The following is a 23,515-nucleotide window of genomic DNA, read 5'->3' as shown; positions in this document are numbered from 1 at the left end:
ATCCGGAAGAATCCTATTAATTTTGGCGGAGAATCAAACAATATTATCCTTTAATCCGTTCGTTTATGAAACAACAAACAAAGAGACTTCTGAAGAGTTTATGTATGGCTGTCGGTATCATTTTATTGAGCGCGGTCGATCCGTTGGCCGGATATGCGGCAGAACGTACTATAGATATAAAGCATCTGGGCGAAGGGCAAAGCATTGTCCGTGTGGATGCGCGAGCCAAATATTTGTTGCTTCCGGTCGAGGAGTCCTCGCCGGAATCCAAGTTGTATATGATTGTCGATAATGACGTGGTACGGACTTTCAATGTTCGTTTGGCGGTGAATAAGGTGGATTATTTCGTTCCGGTAGATCTCTCGGGGTATGCGGATAAGCATATCTCCTTCAACTTCCAGCTTGCCCCGGAATCGGCTCTTTGCTGGAAAGAGATGAAGCTATCCGATCAGTTTGATTCGTCTAACCGGGAGAAATTCCGTCCGGCCTATCATTTCTCGCCGGCTTGGGGATGGATGAATGATCCGAACGGCATGGTGTACAAGGATGGTGAGTATCATTTGTTCTATCAATACAATCCGTATGGCTCGATGTGGGGGAATATGCACTGGGGGCATGCGATCAGCAAGGACTTGATTCATTGGGAGCATCAACCGGTGGCGATCGCCCCGGATGCCTTGGGTACGATCTTCAGCGGTAGCTGTGTGGTGGATAAGGATAATACCGCGGGGTTTGGCGCTGGCGCTATCGTGGCTTTCTATACCTCGGCCAGCGACCGGCAAGTGCAGAGTATGGCCTATAGCTTGGACAACGGCCGAACGTTCAAGAAATATGACCGGAATCCGATCCTTACTTCTACGCAACGTGATTTCCGTGACCCGAAAGTCTTCTGGCATAAGGAATCCAATAAATGGATCATGGTACTCGCCGTAGGGCAGGAGATGCAACTCTATTCTTCTCCCAATTTGAAGGACTGGACGTATGAGAGCAGTTTCGGGGAAGGACAAGGAGCGCATGCGGGCGTTTGGGAATGCCCGGACTTGATCGAGCTTCCGGTGAAGGGCACGGAATTGAAGAAGTGGGTCTTGATCTGTAATATCAACCCCGGTGGTCCGTTTGGCGGCTCCGCTACCCAATATTTCGTAGGTGCGTTCGATGGGAAACAGTTCGTGAATGAATCCCCGGCCTTGACCAAATGGATGGATTACGGCAAGGATCATTACGCTACGGTAACTTGGAGTAACGCCCCGGAGGACCGGAAGATCGCCTTGGCTTGGATGAGCAATTGGGAATACGCGAATAACGTGCCGACCTTGCAATACCGGAGTGCGAATTCGGTTCCTCGCGACTTGGTTCTTTATACGAAAAACGGGCAGACGTACTTGAGCAGCACCCCGTCTCCCGAGGTGTTGAAGTTGAGAGGGAAAGCCCAGAAGAAAGGTTCCTTCAAGGTGGACCGCTCCCATGAGGTCAATCCGGTACTTCCCGATCCGACGGGAACCTATGAGATCGAGATCAAGTTTAAGAACAACGGGGCCGATATCATGAGCTTCCAGCTGTTTAACTCGAAAGGCGAGGAGGTGGAGATGCGTTATAATCTTCTGGATAATACGTTCACGATGGATCGCCGTAACAGCGGGATCACGGATTTCAGCAAGACATTCGCCACGGCTACCTCGGCCCCGATCTCCGCCGCTAAGGAATATACCTTGCGTTTGCTGGTAGATAAATCCAGCATAGAGGCTTTCGACGGGAATGGGGAGTTTGTCATGACCAACCTAGTCTTCCCGGAAGAACCGTATAATCGCATTAGCTTTCATGCCAAGGGAGGAGCGTTCACGGTTACGTCATTAACCATTTATCCCTTCAAATAATTAAAAACAAAATATATCATGGAAAAGAGTAAACCTGTAGTAGTAGGCATTGGTGAATTATTGTGGGATGTCTTCCCGGACGTGAAGAAAGCCGGTGGAGCGCCGATCAATTTTGTGTATCACGCTACCCAATTAGGAGCGGAAGGTTATGCGATCAGTGCCGTGGGCAACGACGTGTTCGGAACCGAGATTATTCAGGAATTGGATAAGAACGGTATCGATAGTAATTATATCAGTACGGTGGAATATCCGACCGGAAGCGTGATGGTAGAGCTAAAGAACGGCATCCCTTCCTATACGATCATCGAAGGTGTGGCATGGGATCATATCCCGCTTACCCAAGCGTCTATCGACCTGATGAAACGTGCGGACGCCGTATGCTTCGGAACATTGGCGCAACGTGCTGCGGAATCTCGTGAGACGCTTCGTACCTTACTTTCTTATATGCCTAGTCATGCCTTGCGCTTCTTCGATATCAATATCCGCCAGCATTTCTACTCGAAGGAATTGATCGAATCGTTGCTCGAATTGGCGAACGTATTCAAGATCAATGATGAGGAATTGGAAATGCTTCGCCCGATGTTTGGTCTGGAAGGCACGATAGAGGATATGTGTCGCTGGTTCATGAAGAAATATGGTTTGCGCTATTTGGTACTTACGGCCGGGGCGGAGTATAGTACGATCTTTTCCGAGGAGGAGGTCTCTACGATTCCTACCCCGAAGGTACAGGTGGTAGATACGGTAGGCGCCGGCGATTCTTTCTCCGGGGCGTTTATTTCATCGATCTTAACCGGAAAACCTTTACGTGAGGCACATGAGAAAGCGGTAAAAGTAGCCGCTTATGTTTGTACGCAGAGTGGCGCATGGCCTGCTTACCCTAAAGATTTATAAGCCATGAGCGAGAAGACTTCATCCTTGAAATTGATTCCCGTGATGTTGGCGTTCTTCGCCATGGGATTCGTGGACTTAGTGGGAATCGCCTCTAATTACCTGAAAGCGGATTTAGGCTTGAGTGATTCGGAGGCGAATATCTTCCCGTCGCTCGTGTTCTTCTGGTTCTTGATCTTCTCCGTCCCGACGGGGATGTTGATGAACCGTATCGGGCGGAAGAAGACCGTGTTATTGAGCTTGATCGTAACGTTTCTTTCGCTAATGATCCCGATCTTCGACGACGCATATATGGTCATGTTGATATCCTTCTCCCTGTTGGGTATCGGCAACGCTTTGATGCAGACTTCCTTGAACCCGTTATTATCGAATATCGTAAGCGGGGATAAACTAGCTAGTTCTTTGACATTCGGTCAGTTCGTGAAGGCGATCGCCTCCTTCTTGGCGCCTTATATCGCCATGTGGGGTGCTACCCAAGCGATACCGTCGATGGAACTCGGTTGGCGTGTCTTGTTTCCGGTCTATATGGTGATCGCCGTGATCGCTATCCTGCTATTGGGAGCTACCACTATCCACGAGACCAAAGAGGAGGGGCGGCCCTCCACCTTTGGCGAATGTCTGGCTTTGCTGGGCAAGCCTTTTATCCTGCTTTGCTTTATCGGTATCATGTGCCATGTGGGGATCGATGTAGGGACGAATACGACCGCCCCGAAGATCTTGATGGAACGTCTGGGCATGACGTTGGCCGACGCAGGCTTCGCCACGAGCCTCTATTTCATATTCCGTACGGCGGGATGCTTCTCCGGGGCTTTTATCTTGCGAAAAGTCTCTCCGAAAGGATTCTTCGCCTTTAGTGTTTTCTTGATGTTATTGGCGATGATCGGTTTGCTGCTATTTCATTCGAAAGAGATCATCTATGCTTGTATCGCCTTGATCGGCTTTGGAAACTCGAACGTCTTTCCCATTATTTTCGCCCAAGCTCTGCTTTCTATGCCGAATAAGCAGAATGAGGTGTCCGGTTTGATGATTATGGGACTGTTTGGCGGCACGATCTTCCCGATCTTTATGGGCGTGGCATCCGATATGTTGGCTTCTCAAGTAGGAGCAGTGCTGGTGTTGTGCGTGGGCGTAGCCTACTTACTATTCTTTACGCCTAAGTTAAGTAAACAGTGAGGGCGATAAGCTTTTATACGGTATTATAAATCTTTTGTTAGGGAGTATTTTAATTATATGTTTGCGAAGTTGGAAATCTTTATTACTTTTGTTAATTAAAAGATTCGCAAACAAAAAACGTATATTTATGATAGATACGAAACAATTGATCAAAGCAGGGGAAGAGAAGATGACGTTCGCCATTGAGTATCTGGACGAGCAATTGTCTCACATTCGGGCTGGTAAGGCTAATCCGAAAATCCTCGATTGTGTGAAGGTAATGTATTATGGGGCGCCTGTTCCTCTTACTAACGTGGCTACGGTGACGGTTCCGGACGCACGGACTATCATGATCACTCCGTGGGAGAAGAAGATCATCCGCGATATTGAGAAAGGTATTCTGGATTCTGAGTTAGGTATCACGCCGGAGAATAACGGTGAGGTGATCCGCTTAGGTATTCCTCCGTTGACTGAGGAGCGTCGCCGTCAATTGGTGAAACAATGTAAGCAGGAGGCGGAGAACGCGAAGATCAGCGTTCGTAACGCTCGTCGTGACGCTATCGAGGCTTTGAAGAAAAGCATCAAGTCTGATGGGGTTCCCGAGGACGTAGAGAAAGATGCCGAGGCAGAGGTTCAGAAAATCCATGATAAGTTTATCAAAAAGATCGATGAGCTTTACGCCGCTAAAGAAAAAGAAGTAATGACCGTTTAAATAATTGAAAGTTGAAACTTGGGAATTGAGAATTAAGGAACCCCATTGAGTCCTTATTCCAATTCTCAATTTTCAATTCTCAATTTTCAATTCTCATGAGGGGACTGGTAATAAAAAACACAGGTAGTTGGTATACGGTCCGTACGGAAGACGGGCGAGATATAGAGAGTAAGATCAAGGGTAACTTTCGTCTGAAAGACATAAAGAGTACCAATCCGGTCGCGGTAGGAGACCGTGTCGTAATCGATATTAATAAAGAAGGAACCGCTTTTATTACAGAGATCGAGGAGCGTAAGAACTATATCATCCGTCGTGCCTCTAACTTATCGAAGCAATCGCATATTATCGCCGCGAATTTGGATCAGGCGATGCTGATCGTTACAGTGAATTATCCTATAACAACAACGATATTTATCGATCGCTTCTTGGCGACAGCCGAGGCTTATCGTGTTCCCGTTAAATTAGTTTTCAATAAGATTGATCGTTATAATAATGAGGATCAAAGAGCGTTGGAGAATTTAATCGAGTTGTATACCTCGATTGGTTATCCCTGTTCGACGCTATGTGCCCGGGCCGAGGAAGGTTTGGATGCCTTGAAAGCGGATCTAAAAGATAAGATTACGCTTTTGTCCGGCCATTCGGGTGTCGGAAAATCCACGATTATCAATAAACTGGTGCCGGGGGTGAATCTCCGTACCGGTGATATCTCCGAATATCATAACAAAGGAATGCATACGACCACCTTTTCCGAGATGATTTCCCTTCCCGGGGGAGGCTATTTGATCGATACTCCGGGTATCAAAGGATTTGGAACGATCGAGATGGCGGACGCTGAGATCTCCCATTATTTCCGGGAGTTGTTTAAATACTCGGAAGAATGCCGTTTCAATAACTGCACGCACCGTCATGAACCGGGCTGCGCCGTCATTCAAGCCGTTAACGATGGGCTAATCAGCGAGTCCCGCTATAAAAGCTATCTAAGCATCTTGGATGATCGCATGGAAAGCAAGTACCGGGAAGAATTCTAACACATTATTACAACATCAAACGGCCGGCAGGCTCATACCGGTGATTTTACGGTATAGATCGAGCGCATATACATCGGTCATGCCGGAGATATAATCGAGTACGCATTGTATCTTGCCATATGTAGTAGGAGCGTTCGTGTCATATTGCTCCGGTATCCGTTGTAAGAGCAGTTTGCTGTAAGCATGCTCTTGGTTCATCACGGCCTCGGTCAAGCTGTCGATCAGATGGCTGAAAATATGATAACCGGCTAATTCAATGTCGAGTACTTCTTTTGCCTTATATATTTTCTTGTATGCTGTAGCCGAGCAATTAGCGTAAGCCTGCTTGGCTTGATCGCATATGTTACTGATTAACGGAGTGCTGTAGGTACCATTGAGGATGCTTTCCTCGTTCTCTAAAAAGACACGGGAACATTCATCCACTAATAGCCCGATAATACAAGAACGAAGATAGGCGATTTGCTCATTGGTATCGTCTACCATATGCATGACCTTGCGGATATGCTCCAACCGCTCTCCTTCGAAAAATCCCAATAATAGTTGTATGGCCTCTTCGGTGGTCAGGATATGTAGTTTGCAAGCATCTTCTATATCCATAATTTGATAGCAGATATCGTCTGCCGCCTCTACTAAGTAAACTAACGGGTAACGAAGAAATTTGTCCGGGGCTTCCGGGTTATGCCCGATCCCTAGCTCTTGGGCGATTTGCAGATAACTTCCCTCCTCCGACTGGAAAAAGCCGAATTTCCCTTTCTTTCCTGAATAGATGGATGCGTAAGGATATTTGATGATAGAGGCTAATGTGCTATATGTTAAGGCAAATCCCCCTTTCCTGCGTCCAATGAACTGATGGGTCAGCAACCGCATGGCGTTTGCGTTACCTTCAAAATGGACGAAGTCTTCCCAGCGTCCCCGTTCCTTCCGTACTTTCTCTTCTAGTTTTCGCCCATTCCCTTCGGAGAAGTAAGCGGAGATCGCTCTCTCTCCGGAATGCCCGAATGGAGGGTTTCCCATATCATGGGCAAGGCAAGCGGCTGATACGATGGAACCTATCTCTGGGAAGTTGATACTGCCGTCCGGATATTTTTGGATAAGCCCTTTCGCTACGTTATTACCCAATGAACGTCCTACGCAGGATACTTCCAGACTATGTGTAAGTCGGTTATGCACAAAGATACTTCCCGGCAGGGGGAATACCTGTGTCTTGTTTTGTAGTCTTCGGAAAGGGGATGAGAAAATTAAACGGTCATAATCTCGTTGGAAATCAGTTCTCTCATGTTTCCGCTCGTGATACTCTTCCATCCCAAAACGCTTGCCGGATAATAGCTGGGTCCAGTTCATAGTCAATACATTAATATATATATATATCGCAAATGTAGAGATAATCTGTGCAAATCATTGAATATTTGTGGAAGAAATTAGAGTTAATGGTTAATTTCCTGATTGAGTTGTTTTCGAAGCTTGTAAATAGAGCTGTAATTTTATTCCAAGATGATAGTCAGATAGTGATTGGATGTTATAGGAGGAAGAAGATAATGAAGGAAAATTATGTTAATTGAAATTTGTTGTTAGTTTCATTAGAACTAAATCAAATTAACATATTTAATTTATTGAGGCATGATGAAAATTTGACTATGTGTTATCGCAAACACCTGAAAAAGTGAGGAACATACTGATTTTTGTTACGTTTTAACTTGTATGTATAGTTATTATATATATATTTGTCTGTCAAAACATGAAAACGACTTAGTTCTAATGATACTACGTTGTTATTATTATTTAAAATATAACCGTTTGATTTTAAATAGAAAGAGATTTTTGTATGAATATAATAATAACTTTAAACAAAAAAGAGTAAATGCCTATGCACTAAAAAAGAAAGAAAAGAGAGCCCGATCTCTCTAAAAAGAGTATGAAAATTAAAAAAGCACAAATGTAGAATCACTTAAATCAAAAACGATTTTTCATGAGAAAGTCATTTATCTTATTATTGGCGTTTTTTCTGTGTGTTACAGGATATGCACAGAAACTAACGATTAGTGGTGTCGTCATTGACAAGGATCTAAATGAACCACTAACAGGAGTGAACGTGTTAGTAAAAGGTACTACAACCGGTACCATTACTGATTTTGATGGAAAATATACCTTAGAGGCTGACGCAAACTCTATTTTGGTATTCTCTTATTTGAGTATGAAAACGATTGAGGAGCCAGTGAATGGCCGTACGAAAATCGATGTTACGATGGTTTCAGACGCAGAGGCTTTGGATGAGGTTGTCGTAACAGCGATGGGTATCAAACGTGAATCAAAGACTTTGACTTATTCCGCACAAACGGTAGGCGGTAAGGACTTGAACGAGATTAAGAATGTGAATATGATCAACTCTTTACAAGGAAAGAGCGCTGGTTTGCAGATTACCCCGAACTCTACGGGTGCGGGTGGTTCTTCTAAGATCTTATTCCGTGGTAATAAGTCTATTAGCGGTAGTAACCAACCGTTGATTGTTGTGGATGGTGTCCCTATGATGATGAGCGTATCTGATTCGCAGGTGAAGATGGCCTATGGCGGCGAACGTGATGGTGGTGACGCTATGTCTACTATCAATCCGGATGATATCGCGCAGATTACATTGTTGAAAGGTGCTTCCGCCGCTGCTTTGTATGGTGCGGTAGCGGCCAATGGTGCTATCATGATTACGACAAAATCCGCACAAGCCGGTAAGGTCGCTATTAATGTATCTAGTAATACGACGGTCGAATCAGCCATGTCTTTGCCGAAATTCCAAAATAATTATGGTATGAGTGACGAGGGCACATTTAGCTGGGGAAGTAAATTAGGAGCTACATCTCCGAATTACGCACGTAAATTCTATCAACCGGGTTATACAACGAATAACTCTATCTCTTTATCTGGTGGAACGGAGAATATTTCTTCTTATTTCTCTTACGCGAATGTCTCATCGAATGGTATTATGCCGGAGAATGATTATTTAAGTCATAATTTAATGGCTAAGGTTGGCTTTAACTTGTGGAAGAAAGTACATGTGGATGTAAGTGCCCGCTACAACAAGCAGCATATCGAGAATCAGCCTTCTGCCGGTTATTTGAATAACCCGATTACAGGTGCCTACCTGTTCCCGAGAGGTGAGGATTGGGATTACTACAAGAGTAACTATGAAGTATATGACGGGGTTCGTAACGTGAATGTTCATAACTGGACGAATACGAAACAAGAGCAATTCTCCAATCCTTACTGGATGTTGAATCGTCAGACTCCTATCACGGACCGTAACCGTTATGAATTTGGTGGTAGTGTTAAATATGATATCATGGAAGGTCTTTCTGTTACGGGGCGTTTGCGTTATGAACGTGGTGATGAAAAATGGATCTTGAACGAATATGCGTCTAGTACCGCGGGACGAAATTTATTGGGTACCATGAAAGATACCCGGACTTTCAGTGAGCAAACATATGCCGATGCGTTAGCAAGTTATAATAAAACTTGGGATGAGACTTATTCATTGTCCGTTACTGCTGGTGGTAGCTTTACGAAGACAAGCGCATCTAGCATCGAATTGATCGGTTGGGGTGATAAGGAGTTTAAAGTAAATAACGGTGTGATAACCCCGGGTGCTTATTATCCGAACATCTTCTCCCCGAAGAACTATTATACGATGCAAACCACAGAGACTCTGAAAGAAAAACGCTTGAACTCTGTGTTCGCTACTGCTCAGTTTGGATATAAGGAAGGTTTGTTCTTGGATGTCAGCGCTCGTAACGACTGGTCTTCTTCATTGGCGTTTACGGATGGTGTATCCTTTTTCTACCCGTCTGTTGGTGTAAGTGCTCTATTGGATAAATTCTTGGACTTTGGAAAGAATGTAGACCTATTTAAATTGCGTGCTTCTTATTCTATCGTGGGTAACGATGTGCCTATCTATGCTTCCAATAAACGTTATACGATTGGTGACCAAGGATCTATCGACCCGCCAGAAGAAGCTGCTTTTAGAACGTTGAAGCCAGAGAAGACGAACTCTTTAGAGGTTGGTTTTGATGGAACTTTCTTCCAGAATCGTTTCAATGTAAACTTGACGTATTATAAGACCAATACGAAGAATCAATATTTTAATATTACCGCTCCTTGGGAAACTGGTTTGAAGAACCGTTATATCAATGCCGGTAACGTAGAAAACCAAGGTTTTGAGGTTAGCTTAGGTTGGTATAATCAGTTTACGGACAATTTCAGCTGGAGTACGAATTTCAATTTCTCTTACAATAATAATAAAATCATTGAATTATCGAATGAGTTGAAAGATTGGACATTAGCTAGCTATTGTACAGGTGCGAAAGTGATTTTGACTGAAGGTGGTCATTTTGGTGACTTATATGTTCGTGATTTCAAGAGAGACGATAATGGTAAGCCGGTGAAAACTGAATCTGGCGCTCCTGAGTTGGGAGGTACGGATAATAAGGATTTGGTATATGTCGGTGATATGAACGCAAAAGTAAACATGGGTTGGACTAACACGTTCCATTACAAAGATTTTACATTGTCATTCTTGATTGATGCTAAGGTCGGTGGTAAGGTCTTGTCAATGACGGAAGCTACCTTGGATGGTTGGGGCGTATCAGAGCGTTCGGGTGCCGCTCGTGATGCAGGTGAAGTTGTGATTGATGGTGTTTCATTTGATCCTAAAGCATATTACACGACGACTGGAGGTACAAGTTATAACTCTAATATCTTGACTTCTCAGTATGTTTACAATGCGACTAATGTTCGTTTGCGTGAGTTGTCATTTGGTTATACGTTCCGTAACTTATTTGGAGCGAATAAGAATTTGACGGCTTCTATCATTGGACGTAATTTGTTCTTCTTCTATAAAGATGCTCCTATGGATCCGGATGTAGCGGCTGGTACAGGCAATGGCTGGCAAGGTGTGGATATGTTTGCGTTGCCAACATCTCGTAGCTTTGGTTTGAATTTAAAACTTAATTTCTAAATCTTGAGTATATCTTATGAAACTAAATAGAATTTTAAAATATGCCGCTGTATCGGCTTTGGTAGTATCTACCGGTGTTATGACCATGGGCTGTACAGATAATTTTGAAAATTTAAATACTGATCCCTATGAGGTTGATCCAGATGAACTTCCGTTCTCTGCCCAATTTAAGGAGCCATTCTCTTATGTCTATGCTCCGCAGCAGAACTTGTTCCAATATTGCTTCAACCTAAATATTGATTTGTTTAGCGGCTACTTCATGACTCCACATAACTTTAATGGTTCCGGTAATGTTGATTATGCGTTGAACCGTGGTTTCTGTGGTGGTATGTATGAGAATGTATATCTTCATATTTTCAACAATACCCGTCGTCTGATTGCTTCTTGTGATGAGCAAGGCTTAAGTGATTATGGAGCGATGATGCGTGTCGTACAAGCTTATGCGATCCAGATGTTGACGGATGCCTATGGCCCAGTGGCCTATAGTTCTGTTATCGAAGATCCTACGGGTGGAGCTTCTTTCTCTTATGATACTCAGGAAAGTGTCTACAATGCTTTGTTTACTTTGGTGGATGAAGCGATCGCTGGATTTAAGGGAACTGCATCTGTTGCGGATATGCAAGCATTTGACTATTGGTGTAATGGTGATATCGCTTTGTGGAAGAAGGTCGCTAATCAATTGAAACTACGTTTGGCTATGCGTATCGTAAAGGTGAACCCTACATTGGCGAAGCAAAAAGCGGAGGAAGCCGTTCAAGGAGGCGTATTGACTTCCGCTGATCGTGATATCTTGATCAACCAAGGTTTGAGCAATGAGTTGACTCGTATGTTTGAGTGGGGTGATTGTGGAATGAATGCTAGCTTAATCACGATGTTGGAAGGTTTCAAAGATCCTCGTTTACCTTTGTATGTGACCAAGAATCAAGCGGCTGTTACTTGTGAAGATGGCTCGACAATTGAGGAGGGGACAAAGTATCTTGGTGTTCGCGGCGGATGTAACTTACCTTCTAAGCCAAATCAATGGGGTAATTTCTCTAAAGTGATTTGCACTTATACGACCGCTTTCCCTGTCATGAAAGTTGCTGAGGGTTATTTTTTACGTGCTGAAGGTGCTTTACGTGGCTGGAGCATGGGAGGTAGCGCTAAAGATCTATATGAGGAGGGCATTCGTATTTCTATCAAGAACGAATTGGCTTATAAGGGCAGTATTGCAGGTGTAACTTCTATCTCAGATGCGGAAATAGACGCTTATCTCAATGGAACCAGTGGACAGATTGACTTTGTTGACCCGGTTAAGGCGGAAAATAGTATAAAGGCGATGAATACACTAGGTGTTAAATGGGACGAAGGTGCTAGTAAGGAGGAGAAGTTGCAACGTATCATTACTCAGAAATGGATCGCTAACTTCCCATTGTCTTGTGAGGCTTGGGCTGAATACCGTCGTACAGGCTATCCTAAATTATTCCCGAATCGTGTAAACTTGAGTAACGGTGATATCAATACTAACGAACAAGTTCGTCGCTTGATCTACTCAGATACGGAAATTAACACCAATAATGCGGAATTACAGAAAGGCATCGAGCTGCTGAATCAAGAGAATACGGGTTCGATCTCTGGTGATAAAGGTGGTACTCATGTATGGTGGGACAAAGCTGGTGTAGGTAATTTCTAATCGGCATTAATAGGTCTTATTGTTAAATAATATGTAATGAAAGGGCTTCTTCGAGTTTGCGAAGAGGCCCTTCTGAATTTTGTACTACTTTAGAAGGATAAATCTAAGATTATATGATGAACAGATGTATTTATTTATTTTGTTGGCTTTGCCTGGCTTGCTGGTCAAAGCCCGTATCCGCGGAGGGGCAAGCCTTGTTGGTGATCCCGGAACCGGGAGAGAAAACCTTGATTCACTCAGATTGGTATGCCCGGAAAGCGAATGAGGTGAAAATGGATGGGAACCGGTTGAGCGCGGTGCCTTTGGATAAAACAGGATGGTTACCGGCTCGTGTACCGGGTACGGTGTTGACAACGCTTTTGGAGAATGGTTTGTATCCGGCCCCTGAGTTTGGGTTGAATAACAATTTGATTCCCGATATACATGAAGTCGGCAATGATTTCTATACGTATTGGTTTACCCGTCAGTTTACTATCGATGCTTTACCAGAGGGGCGTAATGTCTGGTTGAATTTCCGGGGAATCAATTATAAGGCGGAAATCTTTTTAAATGGTAAGCGGATCAACCGGAATACCCATGAGGGTATGTTCTTGAGGAAGACGTTTAATATAACTCCTTATCTTCGTACGGATGCCCCGAATGTATTAGCGGTATTGGTTTATCCACCTACACATGTCGGAAATCCAAATGGCGGACAAGGGGGTGATGGGCAGATCGCCCGGAATAATACGATGCAATATACGCCGGGTTGGGACTGGATACAACCTGTACGAGACCGGAATACGGGTATTTGGGATGAGGTATCTATTACGACAACCGGGCCGGTATGCCTCTCCTTTCCTTATGTCGTGACCAAGGTACCCGGCGTACGTGATCCGGAAACGAAAACTCAAAAGGAGGCTTTTGTGAATACCTCTGTCGAGCTAGAGAATACCGGGAGCACTTCCTTAAAGGGGCTATTGGTTTGTGAGACGAACGGAACCCGCTTAACCCAGCCGGTTACTTTATCGCCATTCGAGAAGAAAACGGTATCCTTGAATCCTTTAGCGGTAAAGAATCCTCGTTTATGGTGGCCTAACGGTATCGGCGAGCAGCCTTTATATGATATGAACCTCTCTTTTGAGATCGGGAATCAAGTGAGTGACCGGGAACGGTTGCGTTATGGTATCCGGGAGATTACTTCCGATAAATGCCCGGATAACGGGGGACGCCGTTTCTTCGTGAACGGACAGAAAATATATGTCACGGGTGGTAACTATATTAATTCCGATTGGTTGCTTCGTCTCTCTCCGGAACGTTATCGGGATGAGGTACGTTTCCATGCGGAAATGAATCTGCGTATGATCCGTGTATGGGGAGGTGCGTTGGTGGAACGGCCGGAATTCTATAACGCCTGTGATGAGTTCGGTATCTTAGTCTTTCAAGATCTGTGGGGCAGTGGTGATTGCAATGGCGCTTGGGAGGACCCGACCAAGATGGATTCCCGAGAGCGTCGTTGGGAATATCCCGATAATCATGATTTATTTATCGCCTCCGTGGAAGATCAAGTGAAAATGATCCGTAACCATCCGAGTCTTTGTTTCTGGTGTGGGGCGAATGAATGGCCTTTAGCTAAAGATATCGATCAATGTTTGAGAAAGGAGGTTTTCCCCCGGTTAGATCCGGAGCGTCTTTTCGTGAGTTTCTCGACAGATACGTTGTTTACCCGGAATTTTTTGGGGGATAATGGGGATGGTCCTTACGGTATACAAGAGCCGGAATGGTTCTTTAGCTTCCGTTCGCATCCGTTTAATCCGGAAGCCGGATCGGTTGGTTCCCCGGAGGTCGAGAGTATGCGGGAGATGATGACGGAACAGGATTTGGCCGGTTTCCCAAGGAAAGGTTTGACCCGTAATTATACGTGGCGGTATCATAAGGATCTGGGCTATGGCGATCATCTGGAGCGTTATGGGGAGGTGAAGGATATCGAGACTTATTGTAAGTATGCCCAAGTCGTGAACTATGACCAATATCGTAGTTTTATGGAAGGCTGGGCCTCTCATATGTGGGATTGGTATACGGGTATCTTGATCTGGAAAACCCAGAATCCATGGACATCCTTGCGGGGGCAAATGTATGATTGGTCTCTCGATGTAAATGCTTCCTTGTACGGAACCCGGAAAGGCTGTGAGCCCTTACATGCCTATTATAACCCGGTAACCCGTAAGGCGGGATTGTTGAATACGACCCTGAAAGATTATACGGATTTATCGATTGTAGCCCGTATCTATAATCTGGAAGGCAAACTGCTTTGGGAGAAAGAGACGAGAGCGAGCGCCAAGGCGAATACGGTACAGGAATTATTGGATATCCCCGTTCCGGAAGGGATCAAAGGCGCTTATTTCTTACGGCTGGCCTTGAATGCGGATGTCCCCAATATTTATTGGCTGACAACCGAGCCGAAAGACTACACCAGCTTATCTCAACTTCCGAAGTCAAGACCGGGAATCAAGACCGAGATCAAGAAGGAAGGATCGAATTTCGTAGGTACAGTCCGTCTGAGCGCTGATTCGCAGATCTCGTTCTTCAACCGTATCAAGGTCTTTGATAAGGAGACAGGCAAACGAATCTTACCGGTACATTATTCGGATAACTATATTACGCTAATGCCGGGTGACCAACAAGAAATAAGCTTGGAGTTTCCCGCTAATCTGCCGGAAGAGCGAATACAAATCGTGGTGGATAGCTACAATTCTCCTTTGCCTTGACGTACGATCTCGAAATTATCCGTCGTGCAATCTATAACCGTAGAGGCTTCCAATCCTCCGAAACCGCCGTCGATTACGATATCCACTTGATGCTCGTATTTCTCGTGTATCAATTCCGGATCTGTCGTATATTCGATCACCTCATCCTTGTCACGGATGGACATGGTTAGGATTGGATTTCCCAAGGATTGTACCAATGTACGGGTGATGTTATTGTCCGGTACACGGATTCCGACTTCTTTCCGGTTCTTGTAAATCTTTGGAAGCTCGCTGCTGGTGGGTAAGATAAAGGTGAAAGGACCGGGCAGATGTTTCTTCATCAGCTTGAAAGCGGCGTTGCTTACCTTGGCGTATTCACTAAGATTAGACAGGTCGTAGCAGATGATAGACAGGTTGCTTTTCTGTGGATTAACCCCTTTCATCTGACATATTTTCTCTACCGCACGTACGTTCAGCGCATCGCAACCGATGGCGTATACCGTGTCGGTAGGATAAACGACAAGGCCGCCGTCCTGCAGGACTTTGACGACCTTGTCTATTTCTTTTTGATTCGGATTCTCCGGATAGATTCTCACTAACATATTAGCCGTAGATAATGTGTCCGTTCTCGTCTGTATATTCCTCTAATCCTTTACTATATTGGTTCATGGCCCGGAGGCTCATACCCATGCTTGAGAAACCACCGTCGTGGTATAGGTTCTGCATCGTTACCTTGCGGGTAAAGTCGGAGAACATCATTACGCAATAGTCCGCGCACTCGTCGGCGTTGGCGTTACCCAGTGGACTCATCTTGTTAGAAAAGTCCATCAAGTGTTCCATTCCCTTCACGCCGCTACCCGCGGTTGTCATTGTCGGGGATTGGGAGATCGTGTTCACACGTACGCCTTTCTCACGGCCATAGATGTAACCGAAACTACGGGCGATAGATTCCAACAGGCTCTTAGCGTCCGCCATATCGTTGTATCCGAAGAACGTGCGCTGGGCGGCCACGTAACTTAATGCCACCACGGAACCATTCTCGGCGATAGCGTCTTGTTTCTTTGCTACCTGTAGCATCTTGTGGAAAGAAATAGCGGAGATATCCAACGTCTTTTCCAGCATTCCATAGTCCAGATCATCGTACGTACGTTTCTTGCGTACGTTCGGGCTCATACCGATAGAATGTAAAACGAAATCTATTTTACCACCTAATATTTCCACTGACTTCGCGAATACGGTCTCCAGATCCTCTACGCTGGTTGCGTCCGCCGGGATTACCTGCGCATTCAACTTCTCCGCCAAAGCATCTACCTGACCCATACGAACAGCGATAGGCGTATTGCTTAACGTGATAGTCGCACCTTCCTCTACGGCTCTTTCTGCCACTTTCCAGGCGATAGACATATCGTTCAGCGCACCGAAGATAATGCCTCTCTTGCCTTTCAATAAATTATGACTCATACCTCTTGTTTATTAATTACGGCACAAACATACACAAAATGTGCAACATACGCAAATGAATATCATAGCCTGACATTTGAATATGTGCCTTGATATTAAAACAAGGTAGAGCCATTCTTTGTTGGCGGTTACTTCTTATTCCCGGAAATAAACCCTCTTTACCCGAGGCGAGATAGAGGTTAATATCTCATAAGGGATTGTTTTCAGTTTATCCGAAAGTTCGCTCACCGGTAGTTCGTCGCCGAAAATAATTACGGCGTCGCCTTCTTGCGCATGGATGTCGGTGACATCGATCATGCAAGCGTCCATGCAGATGTTGCCGATAATCGGACAGCGTTGTCCATTGATCAAGACCTCCCCACCTCCGTTGCTGAAGTGGCGATCCAGTCCGTCGGCGTATCCGATCGGGATGATAGCGATCCGGGAATCACGTTTCACATAACTCATACGGCTATAACCGATCGAATCCCCTGCGGGTACGTTTTGTATTTGTAAGATCGTTGTCTTCAAGGTGCTGACATTCCGTAAGCCTTTTTGTCCGGATGCGCTTACTCCATATAAACCGATACCTAAACGTACCATATCCATTTGATAAGCGGCGAAACGCTCGATTCCCGCGGAGTTTAGGATATGTTTGATTACCTTATACTCTAACCCGCTTTCTAGTTCCCCTGCGGCTTTGGTGAATTTATCCAATTGTTGATGGGTAAAATCATCGAAGACGTACGAGTCGCTTCCGGCTAAATGAGAGAAGACCGAACGGGCGATAACCCCGGATTGCGCTCTCAAGCGTTCACAGATCGCCGGGACATCCTCCGGTTGAAACCCTAGGCGATGCATGCCGGTATCGATCTTGATATGGATAGGGTAAGAGGTGATCCCTCTGCGCTCGGTCTCCCGGATCATGGCATCCAATAGGCGGAAGCTATAGACTTCCGGTTCCAGATGGTTCTCGAACAAGACATTGAAACTGCTGAATTCCGGATTCATGACGATAATGGGGATCGAGATGCCTTCTTTACGCAATTCGGCTCCCTCGTCGGCTACCGCCACGGCCAGATAGTCGCAACGATGTTCTTGAAGGGTCTTCGCCAACTCGTAAGAGCCGGCTCCATAACCAAAAGCTTTTACCATACAAACCATCTTAGTCTCCGGCTTTAGCTTGGAACGATACTGATTGAAGTTGTGTACGATCGCGTCCAGATTTACCTCTAGGATCGTCTCATGCACTTTCTTCTCCAACAACTCGGAGATCTGCTCGAAATGGAAATGGCGGGAACCTTTAATCAAGATCAACTCATCCTTGAATTTCTTGAAGGAAGGAGACTTGATAAATTCCTCGGTGGTCGTGTAAAACTCCTTCTCGATCTCGAAGACGGAAGCATATTCCTTTAAGTCGCGGCCGATACCGATGATACGATCTATCTTCTTACGGCGAACCAAATCGGCGACCTTCTTATATAGAGATTTCGGCAAGGTGCCCGATTGAAGGATATCGGAGAGGATTAAAGTGCTCTTTAATTGCTTGCCTACCCGGCGGCTTTGTTGGAAATCGAGCGCGATATCCAAGGAGTTGATATCCGAGTTATAGGTATCATTTATCAACAGGCAATTGTTGATACCTTGCTTTACGTCCAATCGCATAGCCACCGGCTCAAGATGCAAGAATTTTGTTACGTCGTTTACGCTGGTGGGTTTTAGGTAAAGCATAACCGCCATACAATGGATCACGTTCTCGATAGAAGCGTCGTCCGTGAACGGAATGGTAACGACCCGGTTGAAGCCCAGTAAAGTACAGTGAATGATCGTCTCAAACTCTTTCTTATCGATAGACTCGATAAACAAAGGAGCCTCGGAGTCCGTACGGCTCCATGCGATCGCTTTATGAGAAAGGCAAGCCGATTCGATACAATTGGCGATAAATAAATCATCCCCATCATAAATAATGGCTTCGCAATCATTGAAAAGCGTCAGCTTCTCCATACATTTCTGATTGGAGGAGAGGAAATTCTCTTGATGAGCCTCCCCGATATTCGTGATGATACCGATCGTGGGGGCGATAATGGGTTGCAGGCGTTCCATCTCGTCCGGTTGTGAGATACCGGCCTCGAAGATGCCCAGTGTATTTTTCTCGCTCATCTGCCATACCGAGAGAGGAACCCCCAACTGGGAGTTGTAGCTCCGAGGCGAACGTACGATGTTGAACTCGTTATGCAACAGTTGATAGAGGAATTCCTTTACGATCGTCTTTCCGTTGCTACCGGTGATGCCGATCACGGGGATGTTGAATTGCTTCCTGTGGTGAGTCGCCAGTTTTTGTAAAGCTCGTAACGTATCTTTTACGATCAGGAAGTTTGCGTCCTTCATGCTCTCGAACTCCGGTAGCATATCGCTTACCACGAAGTTGCGAACACGAAGTTTATAGAGTTCCTGTATATATCTATGTCCGTCGTTCGTCTTGGTTTTCAAGGCGAAGAAGAGGCTTTTTTCCGGGAAGGAGAGACGACGGCTGTCAGTCAACAATAAACTGACCGTATCGTCAAGCAATTGGTTTGTTTTAGCACCGATAACTCTTGCTATTTCTTTAATTGCGTATTCCATTCTTTTATTTTAGTTTAGACTTTACTATTTCGATCTCTTTTCTGATATCAAAGGAAGGAATTTTCTCGCTAATTCGTTCCATCTTTAACAAAGTTTGAAGGATAAACCGCTTATAGGCCTCGCTATCCGGTTGAAAGGGCTTATGGTTAATAGCTTTTTGAATATCACCCCATTCTTTAAGGATTGCCGAAGTGTCTGTGGATAAGAAATTTTCGATAAAACGTTGCCAAATATAATCAATGGCCAATGGGGAGGGATGGAGCATATCGTCCGCATAGAAACGATAATCCCGGAGCTCGTCCATAAGGATCTCATAAGCGGGGAAGTAGGCGATTCGGCCGGGATAATCTTTCTGTAAGGCGTCCGTGGCTAGCAATAGGGTGGCTTTGCTGAGTTGGTTCTCGTGCGCCCCGTCTTTCCAGTGGCGGATTGGACTTACGGTAAATAAGATTTTCAAGGCGGGGTTTTGTTCCCAAAGGGCTAGTAACAGAGGTTTCCAGTCCTCGACGATCTCTTGCGTGGATAATCGTTGCCGATCGAACATCTTTTCCGGTAGCTTATGGCAATTCGACACGATTCGCCCGTCGCTCTTGAGGCGGTAGACGAAAGCGGTTCCCAACGTGATTACCAACCGGGTCGCTTTTCGCAGGAAATCGGAGGATTCGGATAAGCGGCTGTTTATATGGCCTAGGCATTCTTCTTCCGAGGGAGCGGAGAAACGGCTATGATGGGTAAAACTATGGTATATGCCCTCATGCTGGAATAAATCGCCGGGAGTGAAATACTCCGGGCGTAGCAGCATCCGCAATCCTTCCGCTACGGAAGCCGGGTTATACAGAGTACCGAATGGGTTTATATCTACGGAGAATTTATTCTCTTCCAGTTTCCGCCCGATATTCTCGGCGAAGCAGGAGCCCATCATCACGACCCGGTCCTCATACGAGAAAGAGAATCGTGCTTTCGGCAACAGGATTCGGGTATAAAGTTCCATATTTACTTTTTCGCAAAAGTAGATATATGTTTACGGAAATGCAAATAAGGAAGGTGTTTTAGGGGAATAATGTAACAATGCCCATTGTAAGGTTGTTAGGATGGGCAGTATAAGGAGCTTACGATGGGCATTGTTGCGACCTTATAATGCCTATTGGCGGAAGGTCGGGAGTGATACTATAAAAGAACGGCGGTAACTTGTTGAGTGTTACCGCCGTTGGTCGTAGCCTTTGCCGGGGCTACGCTTCATCTCCCATCGTTGCCATATATTCTTTCCATAAGGAGTCTATGTCGTAATCATTGCCGAGCGCATATTTCACGCCACCATCGAACGACCAAGGAATAACCTCTAATGTGCTTCGGTTGAACTTCCGCAGGAAATCCGGGCTCTTGGTTTGCGTAAGCCATGCGAGGAAGAAGCCTGTCGTGCGGTAACCATCCATATAATGGCCGCCTTTGGGACGATCTTCCAAGGTAAAACCGCCGTTTAAGTATCTTACGGCATCCGCCACACCTTCTATCATGGCCCAGAAAGTCTTATTAGTCCCATAGCTACCTATGCCTTGAGGCTCCAATTGGAAACCATGCGTCAGCTCATGGTATAATACGCCACGGGTCTCGTAATCCACTTTCGCGGTGTCGTTATTGGCAAAACTTTTCTCGATCCATTTCGTGCTGTATACGATACTGATGGAAGGGGGCGCTCCGTCTTTCGCGGATACCCCGTCGTATTCCTTTAATGTATAGTGGATCTCCTCGATGCCCGGGATACTATCTTCCGGAGTGAAATAAAGCGTCTCTACGACCTTGCGGGCGTGCTTGGTAATATAAGCTTCCGGATCAGGGATAACGGCGGCATAGATTGCCGAGCCCTTAGCCTCGGGGGAAAGATTCTTGAAATCGATCTTTCCGATGTAATAATTATCCCAAGGATTTGAGGTGGCTTCCGCTACTGTAGCCGCCTGTTCCTTTTTGCCGGAGCAAGCGATGCAAGTCCACAGCAGGAAAGCACCGCTGATTAATTGTTTATACTTCATGAGTCTTGTCTGTTTTTTCTGATAAAATGGGTTAATCCGTCAGTGAATAAGGGCGATCCTCTCCGTTGAACAATCGCTTTTTGTTCGGGCTGGAAGTCATCTCGAAAGTGAGCGTTCCACCGTTCATGATGTCATCCTGCGTGATGTATCCTTTGGTATAGGGTTTCCCGTTTAGCTTTACCGCTTTTACATAACGGTTCTTGTCGCTGACTTTATCGGCTTTTACCTCGAAAGTCTTACCATTCTCCAAGCGGACCTTCATATAGGGAAGGTAAGGAGCGCCTAATACGTATTGATCTGTACCCGGGCAAACCGGATAGAATCCCATGGCGGAAAGGATATACCAAGCGGACATCTGGCCGCAGTCGTCGTTACCGCAAAGGCCGTCGATATTGTTGCGATACATCTTATTCATGATCTCGCGTTGCCAGAATTGGGTTTTCCAAGGCTGGCTGGTCCATGCGTATAAGAATGGGATGTGATGGCTGGGTTCGTTACCGTGTACATAACCTCCTAGTAATCCTTCTTTGGTTACGTCTTCGGTCTCGGCAAAGAACTCATCGGGAAGATGCATCGTGAATAAGGAATCCATTTTAGTGATGAATGCTTGCTCGCCTCCCATCAACTGAATCATACCATTGACATCTTGAGGGACATAGAAGGAATAATTCAAGGCATTTCCCTCGATAAACCCTTCACCGTGCGTGCTTAACAAACTGAAGTCCTCTTTGAATTTACCATTCGTATAACGGGGACGGGCATATCCGATCGAGGTATCGAATACATTTGCGTAATTGGACGCACGCTTTTTATAGGTATCGGCCACGGATCGGTTTCCCACTAATAAAGCTGTATTATAGATTGTCCAATCATCATAAGCATACTCCAAAGTCAAGGAGCCTGCGCTACCGTTGCGATCTAAAGGAACATAACCTAATTCCATAAACTCTTTGGTTCCCTCATAATACGGAATCGTAGAGCTGTTGATCATCGCTTTTAACGCGGCGTCTTTATCGATCGGTAATCCTTTGGCGATAGCATCTGCCAAGACAGAGACGGAATGATAACCGATCATGCACCAGTTCTCGTTTGCCATATGGCTCCAGATCGGCAAGGCATGATGAACGCTTTGCTCGCAATGTTTCAACATAGATTTGGCGATATCCGTGTTAACTTGTCGGTTGATGATATTGAACAGGGGATGTAGGGCACGATAGGTATCCCATACGGAAAAAACCGTATAGTTCGTGAATCCGTCCGCTTGATGGATATTATGGTCGAGTCCGCGGTATTGACCGTCAACGTCCGTATATACGCAAGGATTGATCATCGTGTGATACAAGGAGGTGTAAAGCATAGCCAATTGATCATCGCTTCCTTTTGCGTCGATGACGGAGAGCGCTTTATTCCAAGTATCGGAGGCTTTGGCGGCTAATTGGTCGAAGTCCGCACCGGAAGCCTCGGCACGTAGATTTTTCAAGGCTCCCTCGGTGCTGACTCCGGAAAGGGCGACTTTCACTTCCAACTCATCAGACGTTTTCGGATCGAAATCAAAATAAGCGACGATCTTACGTCCTCCGATATCCGGGAAGTTCTCTTTCATATTGAACTTGGCATAACCGCCCCGATAATTAACTTTCGCTTTCTCTTCGCATCCGTAATGCGTGATCGGTTTGGAGAAAGACATGGCGAAATAAGTATAGTTGGTACGTGCCCAACCGTTTGTGATACGATAGCCGGTTACCAGCGTATCGTTCTCTACGCGAATATTGGTCCAAAGAACTTTGCCGTCATAGTTATAGATCCCGTGAATCATATCAAGGATAATGCGTTGGTTCTCACTGTTCGTAGGGTATGTGTATTTGTGGATGCCGACCCGTTGGGTGGTGGTCAGTTGTGCCTTTACGCCATAATCGGTGAGCATCACCTCGTAGTATCCGGGACGGGATATCTCGGTGCCATGCGAGAAACGGGAACGGTAACCGCCATCGGGATTCGTGGCCGTTCCGGGGTTTAGCTTCAACGTTCCGGTGGTAGGCATAATCAAGATATCCCCGAGGTCGGAGTGGCCGGTACCGCTGAAGTGGGTGTGGCTGAAACCTACGATGCTACTGTCTTTATGTTGATAACCCGCACAATACTCGTAGGAGCGAGGTTGGTATTTACCATCTACGTTGTGTGGTATGGTATCTGTATCCGGACTGAGTTGCACGAGTCCGAAGGGTACACAAGCGCCCGGGAATGTATGTCCCATTCCATTTGTCCCGATGATCGGGTTTACAAGATCAACTACACTGGTCTGTGCGATCGCTACTGTTGAGCTGGCTGCCAGAAAGAGGCAACACATCGATTTCTTGAGATTTATCATGTCGTAT

Annotated in this window: 15 protein-coding genes; 8 read left to right on the top strand and 7 right to left on the bottom strand. The window is 45.6% G+C overall.

Going from position 1 to position 23,515, the window contains the following annotated elements; genetic code table 11:
- Positions 1 to 65 precede the first annotated feature (65 nt).
- The 5 genes from CI959_RS05915 to rsgA all read left to right on the top strand — a co-directional run bounded on the left by CI959_RS05915 (position 66) and on the right by rsgA (position 5,654).
- Positions 66 to 1,874 carry a DUF4980 domain-containing protein gene (locus CI959_RS05915; RefSeq protein ID WP_005859755.1) on the top strand — a complete coding sequence of 603 codons (1,809 nt, stop codon included), beginning with the start codon at positions 66 to 68 and terminating at the stop codon, positions 1,872 to 1,874.
- 18 nt (positions 1,875 to 1,892) lie between these two features.
- Entirely contained in the window at positions 1,893 to 2,765 is an 873-nt protein-coding gene (locus CI959_RS05910; protein WP_005859753.1) for a carbohydrate kinase, read from the top strand.
- A 3-nt stretch (positions 2,766 to 2,768) separates the two neighbouring features.
- Complete coding sequence (locus tag CI959_RS05905; protein WP_005859751.1) at positions 2,769 to 3,935, top strand: MFS transporter; 1,167 nt, start codon at positions 2,769 to 2,771, stop codon at positions 3,933 to 3,935.
- Between the two features lie 127 nt (positions 3,936 to 4,062).
- Positions 4,063 to 4,626, top strand: coding sequence for a ribosome recycling factor (frr, locus tag CI959_RS05900; RefSeq protein WP_005859749.1), 564 nt, complete (start codon positions 4,063 to 4,065; stop codon positions 4,624 to 4,626).
- Between the two features lie 95 nt (positions 4,627 to 4,721).
- A complete protein-coding gene (gene rsgA, locus CI959_RS05895) occupies positions 4,722 to 5,654 on the top strand; it encodes a ribosome small subunit-dependent GTPase A (RefSeq protein WP_005859746.1) in 933 nt (310 codons plus the stop codon).
- Positions 5,655 to 5,669: 15 nt separating this feature from the next.
- Here rsgA and dgt read toward each other — a convergent pair whose 3' ends face one another.
- Positions 5,670 to 6,995, bottom strand: a complete 1,326-nt coding sequence (dgt, locus tag CI959_RS05890; protein ID WP_005859743.1) for a dGTP triphosphohydrolase — start codon at positions 6,993 to 6,995, stop codon at positions 5,670 to 5,672.
- Between the two features lie 625 nt (positions 6,996 to 7,620).
- Between dgt and CI959_RS05885 the strand changes: the two genes are divergently transcribed.
- From CI959_RS05885 to CI959_RS05875, 3 genes are all read left to right on the top strand, one after another.
- Positions 7,621 to 10,653, top strand: coding sequence for a SusC/RagA family TonB-linked outer membrane protein (locus CI959_RS05885; protein ID WP_005859741.1), 3,033 nt, complete (start codon positions 7,621 to 7,623; stop codon positions 10,651 to 10,653).
- 16 nt (positions 10,654 to 10,669) lie between these two features.
- The gene (locus tag CI959_RS05880; RefSeq protein WP_005859739.1) at positions 10,670 to 12,325 is read left to right on the top strand and encodes a SusD/RagB family nutrient-binding outer membrane lipoprotein; all 1,656 of its coding nucleotides are present in this window, start codon (positions 10,670 to 10,672) and stop codon (positions 12,323 to 12,325) included.
- A gap of 113 nt (positions 12,326 to 12,438) precedes the next feature.
- On the top strand, positions 12,439 to 15,072 hold the full coding sequence (locus CI959_RS05875; protein ID WP_005859737.1) for a glycoside hydrolase family 2 TIM barrel-domain containing protein: 2,634 nt from the start codon (positions 12,439 to 12,441) through the stop codon (positions 15,070 to 15,072).
- Here the strand turns inward: CI959_RS05875 and CI959_RS05870 are convergent.
- The 6 genes from CI959_RS05870 to CI959_RS05845 all read right to left on the bottom strand — a co-directional run bounded on the left by CI959_RS05870 (position 15,051) and on the right by CI959_RS05845 (position 23,508).
- The gene (locus tag CI959_RS05870) at positions 15,051 to 15,653 is read right to left on the bottom strand and encodes an L-threonylcarbamoyladenylate synthase (protein WP_005859734.1); all 603 of its coding nucleotides are present in this window, start codon (positions 15,651 to 15,653) and stop codon (positions 15,051 to 15,053) included. The genes CI959_RS05875 and CI959_RS05870 overlap by 22 nt on opposite strands.
- Before the next feature lies 1 nt (position 15,654).
- Positions 15,655 to 16,512: an enoyl-ACP reductase gene (locus CI959_RS05865; RefSeq protein WP_005859732.1), complete on the bottom strand. Its 858-nt coding sequence runs from the start codon at positions 16,510 to 16,512 to the stop codon at positions 15,655 to 15,657.
- A 135-nt stretch (positions 16,513 to 16,647) separates the two neighbouring features.
- Complete coding sequence (locus CI959_RS05860; RefSeq protein ID WP_005859730.1) at positions 16,648 to 19,113, bottom strand: bifunctional UDP-N-acetylmuramoyl-tripeptide:D-alanyl-D-alanine ligase/alanine racemase; 2,466 nt, start codon at positions 19,111 to 19,113, stop codon at positions 16,648 to 16,650.
- A 4-nt stretch (positions 19,114 to 19,117) separates the two neighbouring features.
- Positions 19,118 to 20,104: a GSCFA domain-containing protein gene (locus CI959_RS05855; protein WP_005859728.1), complete on the bottom strand. Its 987-nt coding sequence runs from the start codon at positions 20,102 to 20,104 to the stop codon at positions 19,118 to 19,120.
- 238 nt (positions 20,105 to 20,342) lie between these two features.
- Positions 20,343 to 21,140 carry a basic secretory family protein gene (locus CI959_RS05850; protein ID WP_005859727.1) on the bottom strand — a complete coding sequence of 266 codons (798 nt, stop codon included), beginning with the start codon at positions 21,138 to 21,140 and terminating at the stop codon, positions 20,343 to 20,345.
- Between the two features lie 31 nt (positions 21,141 to 21,171).
- Positions 21,172 to 23,508 carry a GH92 family glycosyl hydrolase gene (locus CI959_RS05845; protein ID WP_036629093.1) on the bottom strand — a complete coding sequence of 779 codons (2,337 nt, stop codon included), beginning with the start codon at positions 23,506 to 23,508 and terminating at the stop codon, positions 21,172 to 21,174.
- Positions 23,509 to 23,515: the final 7 nt, after the last annotated feature.

The sequence above is a fragment of the Parabacteroides sp. AT13 genome (assembly GCF_002272965.1).
Lineage (GTDB): Bacteria > Bacteroidota > Bacteroidia > Bacteroidales > Tannerellaceae > Parabacteroides > Parabacteroides distasonis.
This window is presented reverse-complemented; position numbering and strand designations above follow the sequence as displayed.